The sequence below is a fragment of the Haloarcula sp. K1 genome (genome assembly GCF_001647155.1).
GTDB classification, from domain to species: domain Archaea; phylum Halobacteriota; class Halobacteria; order Halobacteriales; family Haloarculaceae; genus Haloarcula; species Haloarcula hispanica.
In genome coordinates this window covers 398,006-410,467 of sequence record NZ_LRHL01000043.1, presented here as the reverse complement: position 1 = coordinate 410,467, position 12,462 = coordinate 398,006, and the positions used below count along the sequence as shown (strand labels likewise).

Below are 12,462 nucleotides of genomic sequence, written 5' to 3'. Positions count from 1 at the left end.
AGCGAAGGACATATGTCAGAAATCTGTCCGCAATACCTATTACAAGGTGGGAAGAATCATGAAGAAATGGCGGTATCCTTGATAACATACGCCACGGTTGTGTTCCCCTTGCACGGTGGCGACGTCAGGGCACCCAGTGCGGTGTTCGACCAGATCTTCGAGGTGTTCCTGCTGCTGGGAACGGCCGTCGGGGTGGTCGTCGTGGCGTACACGATGTACCACGCGCTCAAGTACCGCGACGACGGGGGCGGAACGGACCCGTACGCCGACAAGGTCGAACGGCCCGAAATGGGGGAGATGCCGACCGGCGGCGCGGGTGGCCGGAAGGTGTTCTACTCGTTCAGCATCAGCGCCATCATCGTCGTCTCGCTCATCGCCTGGACGTACTCGCAACTGCTGTACATCGAGCAGGGGCCCGATCTGGCTCAAGAGGAGGCGCTGGAAATTGACGTGGAGGGATACCGGTTCGGCTGGGACTTCGTGTACCCGAACGGGCACACGACCAACACGCTCTACGTGCCACAGGACCGGGTGGTCAGGTTACAGGTGACCTCGACGGACGTGTTCCACAACTTCGGGATACCGGAGTTGCGAGTCAAGACCGACGCCGTTCCGGGCCAGTACACGTCGGCCTGGTTCACGGCCAACGAGACGGGGACCTACGCCGCCAAGTGCTACGAGCTGTGTGGCAGCGGCCACTCGCTGATGACGACGGATGTGGTTGTGATGCCACAGGACGAGTACGAGGAGTGGTACGCGGAGACGAACGGGACGGCGGCGAGCGGCAACGAGACGGACCAGCGAATCGCGACTGAGGCGACCGCCCTCGGAGGTGCGCCCGCATGAGCCACGACCACGAACACGGATTGCCGCCCAAGTCGTCGGTCAGCCGGTGGTTCCTCACGACCAACCACAAGGACATCGGCGTGCTGTATCTCATCACCGCGCTGTTTTTCCTGATTTTCGGCGGCGTCCTCGCCCTGCTGTTCCGCCTCGAACTGATTTCCTCAGGCGCTGACTTGCTGGGGTCAATGGGGTACAACCAGGCAGTGTCGACCCACGGCCTCCTGATGGTGTTCTGGTTCATTTCGCCGTTTGCCTTCGGCTTTGCGAACTACCTCGTCCCGCTACAGATCGGCGCGGACGACCTCGCCTTCCCGCGGTTGAACGCGCTGTCGTACTGGCTGTACCTGTTCTCTGGCATCCTGATGGGCGTCTCCTTCTTCCAGGGGACCACCTTCGCGGGCGGGTGGACGATGTACGCCCCGCTGAACACGCCGGCGTACATCCCCGGCGAGGGACTGGGGGCGACCTCGGTCGTGCTGGCACTCATCATGTTCACCGCCGCGGTGACGCTGGGGTCGGTGAACTTCCTGACGACGATGTACCGGATGCGCGCCGAGGGGCTCCGGATGCGGGACATCCCCATCTTCTCGCTGTCGATCAACCTCACTGTCTGGATGATGCTGTTCGCCTTCGCGGCGCTGCTGGCGGCGCTGATGATACTCGCCTCCGACCACGTCCTCGGAACGACCTACTTCCAGTACTCTATCGACGGGACGACGATGGCGACCGACGCGGACAACCCGGGTGCGTCGCTGCTGTGGGCGCACCTGTTCTGGTTCTTCGGCCATCCGGAGGTGTACATCGTCTTCTTCCCGGCGCTGGGCGTGATGGCCGAGTGCTTCCAGACCTTTACCGGGCGGCGGCTGGTCGGCCGCAAGTGGTTCATCATCTCGATGGTGCTGGTGGCGCTCCAGAGCTTCGTCGTCTGGATGCACCACATGTTCCTGACCGGCATCAACCTCCCAATCAAGACCATCTTCATGGCGACGACCATCGGCATCTCGCTACCCTTCGACCTGATGGTGTTCTCGCTCATCTACACGATGGCGAAAGGTCGGGTCCGGTTCACGACGCCGTTCCTGTTCTCGCTGGGCGCGCTCATCCTGTTCATTATCGGCGGCATCACCGGCGTCTTCCTCGGCGCAATCGTGCTGGACTACCAGTTCCGCGGGACGTACTGGGTCGTCGCGCATTTCCACTACGTGATGGTCGCGGGCGCGACGGCGCTGTTCGGCGGCCTCTACTACTGGTATCCCAAGATAACGGGGAAGATGTACAACGAGACGCTAGGGAAGATACAGTTCGGCGTCTACTTCCTCGGGTTCAATCTGCTGTACTTCCCGATGTTCATCGCCTGGGAGACGCCGCGGCGAGTGTTCGTCTACCCCGATGGCCTGCAGATCTGGCACACGATGGCCACTGTCGGCGGGTTCATTCTCGGCGCGAGCTTCCTCCTCATGTTCTACAACCTCTTTGTGAGCCTCTGGCGCGGGGAGGATGTCGGGCCGAACCCCTGGGAGTACGCCACCTCCGCCGAGTGGGCCGCCGCCTCGCCGCCGCCGCTCGAAAACTTCCCCGGTGTACCGAGCTACGCCACCGGGAAACTGGAGTTCCTCGACGAGGAGACGGTCGCCGAGCGGACCGAAAGCATGCCCGGAGCCGCGGCCCACGGCCACGCGGCGACCGACGGCGGGACCGCGACGGACGGCGGCGCGGTGACAGCGAGGGCCGCGGCGACGGCCACTTCGGTGGAGCCGGCCCACGAGGTCGGCGGCGAGGAACACGCCAGCCACGCCAGCTTCTGGCCGTTCCTCGTCAGCCTCGGCGGGTTCATCGCCTTTCTCGGGCTCTCGGGCGTGCGGACGGGGAGCGTGTTCTACCTGTCGATGGCGGCCATCGGCGGGGTGGCGACGTTCGGGTCGCTCGTCGGGATGACCCGCGAGCCGTTCCACGCGCCGGAGATGGCCATCGCCGAGCGGTGGCCTTTCGAGCGCGTCGAGAAGATGAAACTCGGGATGTGGACGTTCCTCGCCAGCGACATCGTCCTGTTCGGGGCCTTCATCGGCTCCTACGCCTTCGTCCGGGTCGCGTACGGCTGGACGGCCTGGCACCACGACCTCATCCCGGCCGAACATGTGACGATGCCCGGCCTCATCAACACGTATCTGTTGCTCACGTCGAGTTTCCTCGTCGTGCTGGCAATGGTCGCCGCCGAGCGCGAGAGCAAGCGCGGGACCGTCGCCGCGCTCGTCGGGACGTTCGCGCTCGGGGTCGGCTTCCTCATCAACAAGGGCCTTGAGTGGCAGCACCTGTTCCACATCAGCACAGAGGCGTTCCCGAACGGCTGGAACCTCTCGACGAACATCGCGTCGTCGACGTTCTACCTGACGACGGGGCTCCACGGCGCTCACGTCACCATCGGGCTCGTCATCTGTGCGTACATGACCGTCAGGGCCTGGAACGGGGCCTACCAGGGCGACGACAGGGCCATCGAGTACTTCGGCCTGTACTGGCACTTCGTCGACATCGTCTGGCTGTTCCTGTTCCCGCTGTTTTACATCCTCTAGAACAATGGACTGGAAAGGCTACACCGTGATATACGTCGTGTTGTTCGTGTTCGCGACCGCACAGGCCGTCGTCGAGTTCGCCGGCCTCGTCGACAGCGCCTACTGGGCCGCCTTCGCGCTCATCATGGTGCTGTCGGTTATCAAGGCCGTCGGCGTCGCCGCGTACTACCAGCACCTCCGCTGGGAACCCCGCGCCGTCACGTACCTCGTGCTGGGCGGGACTGTTGCTGCGCTCGCGCTGACCGGGGCCGCCGCGTACTCGATACTGTGAGGGTCTCAGGCTCCGACAAGCTGGAAACCGACCGCGATGAGAAAGAGAACGCCCGCGACAGTCGCGGACTCGGCGACCGCTAGCGAGCGGGGATGTCCCCGTCGCGTCGCCGAGAGATACACCCCAAACAGCAGGTAGCCACAGAGACCCGCCCCGCCGACGACAGCGACCGCCAGCCCGGCTATCGACTGGGTCTCGACGGGGCCGGAGATGGACGCGACGACACCGATGAGGAGCCCGACGACCAGCACCGCGAACGCGGCGACCCAGACCATCGGCTCGTCAGCGTACGTCTCGAACCGACTCTCAAGGTCGCCCGCCTGGGACCGGCCGCTCGTCGACGCCCCCGGACTGTACTGATACCAGCCGCGCCCGCGGACCATCCATGCGACCACCGCCATCACCAACACGCCCATTAGTGCCGTGCTAGCGAGGTACGTGGTTGACATGTGATAGCATTACAACACAATGCGTAATAATCGTTTGTGCCCGGCCGACGAGAAACCGGTGTTCTCGTCGCTGTTGTCGTCGGCAACCGCTGCTAACGGACAGATGTTGCTATTTGGCCAGCGGACGGTGTCTATCCTTTCACAGAAAGTCTATGCGTGTCTAAGAACAACTTGAATCTGTGCAATTCGCCCCGTTCGCCGGTGAACAGCCGTTTATGGGTGCTGCTTTCGCGCTTTCGGTCGCCATCATCCTTGGAAATCTGATCGCACTGGGCTACTGGGCCCGTGCGGAGGCCAGCGCACGTAACGGCTCAACTCTCTGGACGTTCCTGTTTCTGTATACGGGTTTTGGCCTGGTCTACTATGTCTGGGTCCGCTACGTCCGAAACGACTGGGAGCCGCGCACGGAGCCAGCCGACCGGCGTGAACGGGTGGTCACTGCCTACTCGCTGGCCGTCCTTCTGGCGTTCGTGGTCGGCGCGTTCGTCACACCGCCAGACCCGATGATGCAAGTTCTGGCTCTCCCGCCGCTGTTTGTGGTCTCGTTCGTCGTTTCGTATCTGTTTGTCACGCGAGGGTCGGTCGGCGATAGCGGCGGAACTGCTGCCTAAGCTGTGAGAGTGTGCTGTAGCCCATCGTATGGCCCAGCTGGCACTGTCAAGCTAAAGTGACAGGATAGAGGTTGAGTCTGGGAGGATACACCCTTCAGCGACCGGCTGTTTCAGCCCATTTTAGGTCTGGAGAAGCGGCTGTTAACAGAGCCAAACGGCTCAGACATGGCGTCCTCACCGCTTCAATCGTCGGCAACTGCTGATAACTGACGGTTCGAACATTGCGTTCTCACCGTTTCAGTCATCAGCATCCGTCCGCGCCCGTCGCTGAATCGCCCGCTCGACGAACTCCTCGGGGAGTTCGTCGATTTCGCCGGCCTGGACCGCCCAGAGGTTAGCATAGAGGCCGTCAGCTGCGAGCAGGTCGTCGTGGGTCCCCCGTTCGACGATACGGCCGTCCTCGACGACGAGAATCGTGTCGGCGTCTTTCACCGTCGAGAGACGGTGGGCGATGGCGAACGTGGTCCGGTCGGCGGTCAGGTCGTCAAGCGACCGCTGGATGAGCATCTCCGTCTCCGTGTCCACGTCGCTGGTCGCCTCGTCGAGGATGAGAATTTCGGGATCTTTCAGAATCGCCCGGGCGATAGCGATGCGCTGGCGCTGGCCGCCCGAGAGCTTGACGCCGCGCTCGCCGACCATCGTGTCGTAGCCGTCCGGGAGATTGCGGACGAACTGGTCGGCTTCGGCGGCTTTCGCGGCGGCGACGATTTCCTCGTCGGTGGCGTCGAACGTCCCGTAGGCGATGTTTTCGCGGACGGTGCCGTAGAACAGGAACGTCTCCTGACTGACGTAGCCGATGGCGCGACGGATGCTCTGAATCTGGACGTCCTGAACGTTCTGGTCGTCGATGCGGACCGTGCCGGAATCCACGTCGTACATCCGGAGCAGGAGCTTCAGGACGGTGGATTTCCCCGCACCGGTCGGGCCGACGAGGGCGACCGTCTCGCCGCCGTCAGCCTCGAAAGAGATGTCCGAGAGCACCGACTCGTCGTCGCTGTCGTAGCTGAAGGACACGTCGTCGTACTCGACCCGTCCCTCGGTCACGTCGAGCGGCGGCGCGTCCGCGGCCTCTTCCAGGCGGCCGGGGGTGTCCATCAGCCCGAACACGCGCTCGGCGGAGGCGTAGGCCCGCTGGTACATGTTGATAATCTGTCCGAATTGGGCCATCGGCCAGACGAAGCGCTGGGTGTAGATGATGAACGCGACGAACTGCCCGCGGGAGAGACTCGCCGTGAGCGGCCCCGGAGCCTGACCGGTCACCATCAGCCCGCCGACGATGAAGGTGACGACGAAGCCGATGCCAGAGACCAGCCGGAGGCCAGGGAAGAACGTGATTCGCGTCTCGATGGCGTCCCAGTTGGCGTCCAGATAGTCTTCGGAGGTGTCCTCGACCCGGTCGGCCTCGTAGGGCTCGGTGTTGGCGGTCTTGATTATCTGGATGCCGCTGAGGTTGTTTTCCAGTCTGGAGTTGAGCTTGCCGACCGTCGACCGCACCTCGGCGTATTTCGGCTGGATGACGTCGATGAATCGCTTCGTGAACACGGCGATAATCGGGACCGGCAACAGCGCGACCAGCGCTAGCTGCCAGTTCATGTAGAACAAGTACGTGGCGATGCCGACGACCATGATTATCATCCGGGAAGCGGAGTTGAGGCCGTCGTTGAGGAACTTCTCCAGCCGGTTCACGTCGTTCGACAACACCGACATCATCTCGCCGGTCTGCTTGTCGGCAAAGAAGTCCATGTTCAGCCGCTGCATCGTCTCGTAAGTGTCCGTCCGGACGGCGTGCTGGACGTGCTGGGCGAACTTGTTCCAGCCCCAGTTCCGACTCCAGTGGAAGACGGCCCCGATACCGAACGACGCGGCGATGATGCCGGCCGTGAGCCATAGCTGTGGGCCTTGCCCGCTGGGAATCCATGCATCGGGAACCAGAAAGAGCCCGTATTCGACCTCCTGCAGAAAGATAGCGTCGATAGCCAGCGCCAAAAGAATCGGCGGCAGCAGGTCCAACATCCGAGCCACGATAGAACTGCAGAGGCCGACGACGAACGCTCCCCACTGTCCTCGGCCGTAGCCGGTGAACAGTCGAAGCATCGGCTGGTCGACGCGTTCCCTGGCGTCTTCGAACACGTCGTCGTCCGAACCCGCGTCGAAATCCATTGTCGAATCCAAGGGTTGAGCCCGCAAAAGGCCGTCGGGCTACGTGGCTTCGGGCGGCAGGTCGACCCGGTCGCCGACCGCAACGCCGGTCCGGTTTGTCCACCCGCGGTTCACTTCGAGGACGTACTTGCCCCGCCCCGCGTAGCCTGTCAGGCCGTTCTCGGAGGTCCCCTCCGGCGGGAGCGCCGCGTGGTGGATGGTCGTGATAGTGCCGTTGGCGTCGATGAAGATGATGTCAAGCGGGAACGACATGTTCCGCATGACGTAGGTGTGCTGGCCCGCCTCGTCGTGGACGAACAGCATTCCTTCGTTGGGCCCAAGCGACTCGGTCTTGCTCAATCCGACGTACCGCTGGTCGAACGTCTGTGCGATGCGAACCTCGACCGTGCCCAGCGGTTCCCCAGCCTCTTGTTCACGGGCCGCGATGGTCGTCTCCGGCATCGAAGTATCCGTCGAAGGCTGTGTCGCGGTCGGTGTCGCCGCGTCCGAGGCTTCCCGAACCGTCACTGTGCCCTCCTCGTACTCGCCGGTCCCGAGTACCTCGATCCAGAGGCCAGTCTGGAGAACGACGGCAGCCGCGACGAGGAGGCCGACAAGTCCGAGAACAATCACAGCGGGGCGCTGCATACCCCGTGTGAGGGGCAGGCCGTGGGTAATACTGTCGGTGCCCACTGTCGACCGAGAGAGAAAGCGTTATTCCTGCCGATGGAAAACGGTGGCATACGGGTCCGTGGTCTAGTTGGTTATGACGTGGCCTTTACAAGGCCGAGGCCGGTGGTTCGAATCCGCCCGGACCCATCCTGCGACGAACGGACGTGAGGAGCGGATGGTTCCTGTGGATTCGATTCCTGCCAGTCGCGCGCAACGCAGTGAGCACGTCTGGCTTCGGTTCGAATCCGCCCGGACCCACTGAACTTCTCGCGGCGCTCACCTCCGAGCGCCGCATGTGTGATTCGGCCGGGCGGTTCGAATCAGGGAACGAAGCAGCGCGGAGTGACCGTGGTTCGAATCCGCCGGGAGAGCACTGCTCTCCCGGGCCCTCGTTCGATTCGCTCACGAGGACGCCCGGACCCATCCTGCGACGAACGGACGTGAGGAGCGGATGGTCCCTGTGGATTCGATTCCTGCGAGTCGCGCACGATATCATGACCCAGGTACCAGAGCGTCTATCTCGATTGATAGTCGCCCGTAATCCATATATCCGGAGTGGTGGTAGTGCGTGGCATGATAGATGGCTCGACGTGTCCGGCCTGCAGCGGGCACGTCTCGACGACCAACGGCACTGAGTACGAATGCGACGACTGTGGTGAGACGTTCGACAGCGCGGACCTGTTCCTCCCGTAATCGGCGGTCGAACCGCCCGGCCGACCCCACAGAACCTGCGCCCGCTTTCGAAATGCTTTTTTCTACCCTCGTCATCGCTTGGAGTGCACGCCGCCTTAGCTCAGACTGGGAGAGCACTCGACTGAAGATCGAGCTGTCCCCGGTTCAAATCCGGGAGGCGGCACTTCTGTGGTTCTGACCGGTGAGCGGAGCGAACCGTCAGAATCCAGTGTGCGAACCGAGCGGATTTGAACGAGACGAGTCACAGCCCGCGCAGCGAAGCGAGCAGGAATGTCTCGGCGTAGTTCACAATTCGGGAGGCGGCATCCCGATTCTACGCGGTTTCCATTCGCGTAACTTTTATACTCGACTGAAGATCGAGCTGTCCCCGTCCCTGCGAGCGGGGAGCCGAGAGTTGCGTTACGACAGGCTGCCTGTAATCAAACACCGAGAGTACTAGATAGCGACTGAAGCGAGGGGTTACCCGTTGCCGACCTTCTCCGTGACGCGGAACCCTTCGGGTGGGTCGAGGATGCCGGCGACAGTACCCATCGAGTGGACGACAGTGATAAGCGGGGCAAGTGGGGCAGCCAGCAGCCACTCGGTTTTGTCCGGGCCGTAGTACTGAACGCCGCGAAGATACCAGAAGAACGTCAGCAGCCCAAGCGTAACCGAGGCAAGCGTAAACAGGCCACTAGAGCCAACGCCGACGCCGAGAACCGACAGCGGGACGACGATGAGCGTGACAATCGGTGAGAGCGCCCATGCGTAGTTCCGGACACGAGTGAGTAGCTGGTAGCCCAGAGGAAGGGCCGTCGACGCTTCGAGGTTGCCGGCGGCCCAGCGGCGGCGTTGCTGAGTGATTTCGGTCAGCGACGGCGGAGCTTCGTTGCGGCAGGTGGCCGTCGCGAGCTCGAACGAGAAGTCCTCCAGTCGCTGGGCGGCCGCCCAGACGAACGCGGTGTCCTCGACGATAGTTTCGCGGTTCCAGGTCACTTCGTCCTCGACGGACTGCCTCACGGCGATGCCCCCGCCCCATGCGAACAGCGGGATAGAGAGGCGGGCGAAGGCGCGCTGTTCGACCTGGACGCCCATCCGGTAGACGTCGGCAAGATAGGACAGCACCGAACCAGTGCGGTGGGGCTCCTCGCGGAGTTGGACGATATCCGCGTCGGGCAGCCCCTCGAAGGACGCGACGTGGCTGTCTTCGTCGAGATACAGCACGAACTCCCGGTCGTGGTCGAGCGTGCGACGGGCCCACTCGATGGCGCGGCCCTTGCGGACTGCCGCGCAGTCGAACGCGTCAGGAACGGTGTGGACGGTTGCGCCGTCGACGTCGAGATCAGTCTCGGCGATGACGCGGACGTCGTCGAAGGTCGCAGGCAGTGAGTCCACGGTCGCCTGTACGACATCTGCGGCGTCGACGGTGAGGATGCGGACCTGGATGTCGTCGCCGCCGTGGACGGAATCCGGCGGTTCATAGCCAGCACCGATGACGTAGGTGAGCACGAGCCAGATGAGCGCGGACGTGGCGAACAGGACCGTCGTTCCCCAAAGGAGGAGTTCGAACACGCTGTGCCAGTCGACGAGGCCGAGTGTCAGCGATGGCGTGAGGACGGCCACGGCCGTGAGGAGCAGGACCGCCCCGACTCCGGAGAGCGTGATGCGTTCGACTTTCATTGTGGTTCCATCCAGTGCCCCACGCCACTTCATGCAGGAACACCGTCAGCCCGTCTTACCGTCGTTTTTGGCCGAATTAAGCTGATTTACACGGGATTGAGGTCGGTTTGAATTGCGGCCGACCGCCGGAACAGGTAATTCCGTGGCGACAAGTAGCATGGGTATGACAGAGGAGCCAGCACACGAGCAGATGGAGCGCCATGCGACCCTGACAGACGAACTCGCGGCCCTCAGTGTGGAGCGGGACGCCGTCGCGGCGGCAGTACAGGACCGGCTTGCCGACGCGGTTTCGGAGGCGATAGCAGAAGCGGGCGCGAACGTCGGGAATATCGAGCAGTCCAAAGACGGTAAGCGGTTCCGGTTCGAGGCGCGACTCGACCGGGCGGCGCTGGTGGCGGCGGTGACGGAAGCGCTGCCGGACGGATTCGTCGTCTCCCACGTCAACGAGGACGGGACGCTGAGCGTGGACTGGACCGGCGACAGCACCACGCCGTCGAAGCGGGAACATGGGGCCATCCTGAAGGCAATTATCGCAGAGGAAACAGAGACGGACAGCGACGGCTTCATTGAGTCTGTACCCAGCCGAGACCGCGTTCTGGCGCGGGCAGTGGAACTGGGCGTCGACGAGGGTGACGCGGCAGACCGCCTCAGTCGGCTGGCGACGCTGGATGTTGTCGATATCACCGACGAGGGGGTCTACCCCGACGAGAACTTCTCGCGGTACTAGCGCTTGGAACCGCCCGACAGCGGGCGTCGGTACGCAGGTAGACCGAGTGGCGCAACCGACGTTTATTACTTAGCCCGGCCAGAAATGTCACACAGAATGGCAGTACTATCGACAGAAGACGAGGGGAAGTTCCTCATGGACGCACAGGGAGAGCAGATCGGCATCGTGACCGAGGTCGACCCGAAGGGACAGGTCGCGTACGTCGAACCGGATCCGGACCTCACCGAGGCCTGGGTGCAGGGGCTCGGGTTCGGTGACGCCGACGAGGACGATATCGAGGTCGCCGCCGACGCCATCGGAACGATCACTGACAGCGAACTGCGCGTGACTGTCGACCTGTAGTCACGCTCCGGATTCGGGACGCTCGCCCACCACGAGCGTCCACCACTTGACGAACTGCGTCCGTTCGTAGAGGTTGAGCAGCCGCGCCGACGCGTCCGACTCGGAGATGCTCGCGAGCATCAACGGCGATCCGAGCGTCCGTTTCTCGGCGACTTCGAACGATTCGGATACGAGGTCGGTGACGGCGGTCTCCGAGAGGTGGCCGTAGATGTCGGTGTCTTCCTCCAGCAGCCCCAGCCGGAACGCGACACCCTTGGTGAGTCGCCGGTACAGCCCCGGCGTCCCTTCGAGCAGAGCGATACGGCCCGCAGGGCGGAGGACGCGGGCGGATTCGCGAATGATTTCCGGACGGTCCGCGGGCGGGACGTGGTGGAGGAACCGGCGGCCGATGAGAGCGTCGAAGGAATCGTCTGCGAACGGGAGCGCTCGGGCGTCACCAGCCAGCGCTGGCTTGCGGACGGTTTCAACGTTCGACGGCCAGCCTTCCAGTCCGACATCGGCGCGGGGATGCATATGCTGGCCGAACGCGAGTTCGAGCGTCCGGCCGGGCGGGAGCTGTTCGGCTAGTAGCTCGTCGTGTCGCTCGTAGATTCGGTGCAACAGCGGGTGTTTCCGGACGTTCCGCGGCCGCTCGACGATTGCGCCGTCCTGAACGTCCCAGGTCGCGTCGGACATATTACGGCCTCACAGCACGGAGACCCCGGCGGTCGCACGAAACTATAGAGGCGATAAGAGAGCAGCAGTAGCTGACTAATACCGGGATAGCAGGTTGTTAAGGGCGTTCTCACTGGGACAGTCGTGTAACGTCGGCAGACAACAACCGAAAAGCGAGTCTATTTGATTTCGATCCGGTTCGAGTCGTCGGCGTCGTCCGCGCGCGGCAGCGTTATTTCGAGAACGCCGTTGTGGTAGGTGGCGGTGATGTCGTCGTCCACGACCGGTTCGGGAACAGTGACCCGTTCGGCGACCCGTCGGCTGTGGCGGCGAGCGCCGTCGTTGGTCTCTTCAGCGACCGTGCTCTCGCCCTGGATGCTGAGGACGCCGTCCTCGAAGCGGACGACGAGGTCGTCGCGCTCGAAGCCCGGGAGGTCGACCATCACGGCGTATCCGTCGTCGGTCTCGTCGACGTGGAGGTTCGTGTCGATACCGGGCCGGCGGTGGCCGCTCCGGCGTACGTCCGTGGACGGTCGGTCGGTACGGCGTTCCGGACTGTCGTCCATCCGGTGTCTCGAACCGTCACCCATCCGGCGGCCCAAACTGTCGTCTGTCCAGCGACTCTGGCTGTCGTCCATCATCGACCGTCGCGTCTGTGCGAAGAGTCGGAGCATCGTCTCGAACGGATCGTTGCTGTGTGTCATAATCACCTTATATAGGCTAGTACTGATATTAACAGTTGCGTAACATGTGCTATCACAGGGAGACAGAAGCGCGTGCCCCGGGCAGACGCTCGACCGGGTCAAAAGTGCCTCATGGGCTACCGTAGCGG

The 12,462-nt window shown here is 63.2% G+C and carries 12 protein-coding genes and 2 tRNA genes; 8 read left to right on the top strand and 6 right to left on the bottom strand.

The window, feature by feature from the left end:
• Window positions 1-66 precede the first annotated feature (66 nt).
• Genes coxB through AV929_RS15540 form a run of 3 tightly spaced genes read left to right on the top strand, consistent with a single transcriptional unit; the run spans window position 67 to window position 3,684 of the window.
• Window positions 67-846, top strand: a complete 780-nt coding sequence (coxB, locus tag AV929_RS15550; protein WP_064288672.1) for a cytochrome c oxidase subunit II — start codon at window positions 67-69, stop codon at window positions 844-846.
• Window positions 843-3,413, top strand: coding sequence for a cbb3-type cytochrome c oxidase subunit I (locus AV929_RS15545; protein ID WP_014041415.1), 2,571 nt, complete (start codon window positions 843-845; stop codon window positions 3,411-3,413). The genes coxB and AV929_RS15545 overlap by 4 nt, the downstream gene beginning before the upstream one ends.
• A 4-nt stretch (window positions 3,414-3,417) precedes the next feature.
• The gene (locus AV929_RS15540) at window positions 3,418-3,684 is read left to right on the top strand and encodes a cytochrome C oxidase subunit IV family protein (protein ID WP_014041416.1); all 267 of its coding nucleotides are present in this window, start codon (window positions 3,418-3,420) and stop codon (window positions 3,682-3,684) included.
• Between the two features lie 5 nt (window positions 3,685-3,689).
• On the opposite strand, the gene AV929_RS15535 is transcribed toward AV929_RS15540, so the two are convergent.
• Complete coding sequence (locus tag AV929_RS15535; RefSeq protein ID WP_050007324.1) at window positions 3,690-4,133, bottom strand: hypothetical protein; 444 nt, start codon at window positions 4,131-4,133, stop codon at window positions 3,690-3,692.
• A 179-nt stretch (window positions 4,134-4,312) separates the two neighbouring features.
• Between AV929_RS15535 and AV929_RS15530 the strand changes: the two genes are divergently transcribed.
• Window positions 4,313-4,744, top strand: coding sequence for a hypothetical protein (locus AV929_RS15530; protein WP_225306785.1), 432 nt, complete (start codon window positions 4,313-4,315; stop codon window positions 4,742-4,744).
• A gap of 237 nt (window positions 4,745-4,981) precedes the next feature.
• Here the strand turns inward: AV929_RS15530 and AV929_RS15525 are convergent, their stop codons facing one another.
• Entirely contained in the window at window positions 4,982-6,904 is a 1,923-nt protein-coding gene (locus AV929_RS15525; protein WP_064288671.1) for an ABC transporter ATP-binding protein, read from the bottom strand.
• A gap of 39 nt (window positions 6,905-6,943) precedes the next feature.
• A complete protein-coding gene (locus tag AV929_RS15520; protein ID WP_064288670.1) occupies window positions 6,944-7,531 on the bottom strand; it encodes a DUF192 domain-containing protein in 588 nt (195 codons plus the stop codon).
• Window positions 7,532-7,628: 97 nt separating this feature from the next.
• On the opposite strand from AV929_RS15520, the gene AV929_RS15515 reads away from it, so the two are divergent.
• Window positions 7,629-7,702, top strand: a tRNA-Val gene (locus AV929_RS15515).
• A gap of 635 nt (window positions 7,703-8,337) precedes the next feature.
• Window positions 8,338-8,411, top strand: a tRNA-Phe gene (locus AV929_RS15510).
• Window positions 8,412-8,707: 296 nt separating this feature from the next.
• On the opposite strand, the gene AV929_RS15505 is transcribed toward AV929_RS15510, so the two are convergent.
• On the bottom strand, window positions 8,708-9,907 hold the full coding sequence (locus tag AV929_RS15505; RefSeq protein ID WP_064288928.1) for a glycosyltransferase family 2 protein: 1,200 nt from the start codon (window positions 9,905-9,907) through the stop codon (window positions 8,708-8,710).
• 157 nt (window positions 9,908-10,064) lie between these two features.
• Here AV929_RS15505 and AV929_RS15500 point away from each other — a divergent pair, with 157 nt between their 5' ends.
• Both AV929_RS15500 and AV929_RS15495 read left to right on the top strand, forming a co-directional pair.
• Window positions 10,065-10,634, top strand: a complete 570-nt coding sequence (locus tag AV929_RS15500; RefSeq protein WP_080510094.1) for a hypothetical protein — start codon at window positions 10,065-10,067, stop codon at window positions 10,632-10,634.
• 96 nt (window positions 10,635-10,730) lie between these two features.
• Window positions 10,731-10,976 (top strand): hypothetical protein, encoded by a 246-nt coding sequence (locus tag AV929_RS15495; RefSeq protein WP_014041423.1) that lies wholly within the window; start codon window positions 10,731-10,733, stop codon window positions 10,974-10,976.
• Here AV929_RS15495 and AV929_RS15490 read toward each other — a convergent pair whose 3' ends face one another.
• Window positions 10,977-11,651: a class I SAM-dependent methyltransferase gene (locus AV929_RS15490; RefSeq protein WP_014041424.1), complete on the bottom strand. Its 675-nt coding sequence runs from the start codon at window positions 11,649-11,651 to the stop codon at window positions 10,977-10,979.
• 158 nt (window positions 11,652-11,809) lie between these two features.
• On the bottom strand, window positions 11,810-12,334 hold the full coding sequence (locus AV929_RS15485; protein WP_064288669.1) for an Hsp20/alpha crystallin family protein: 525 nt from the start codon (window positions 12,332-12,334) through the stop codon (window positions 11,810-11,812).
• Window positions 12,335-12,462: the final 128 nt, after the last annotated feature.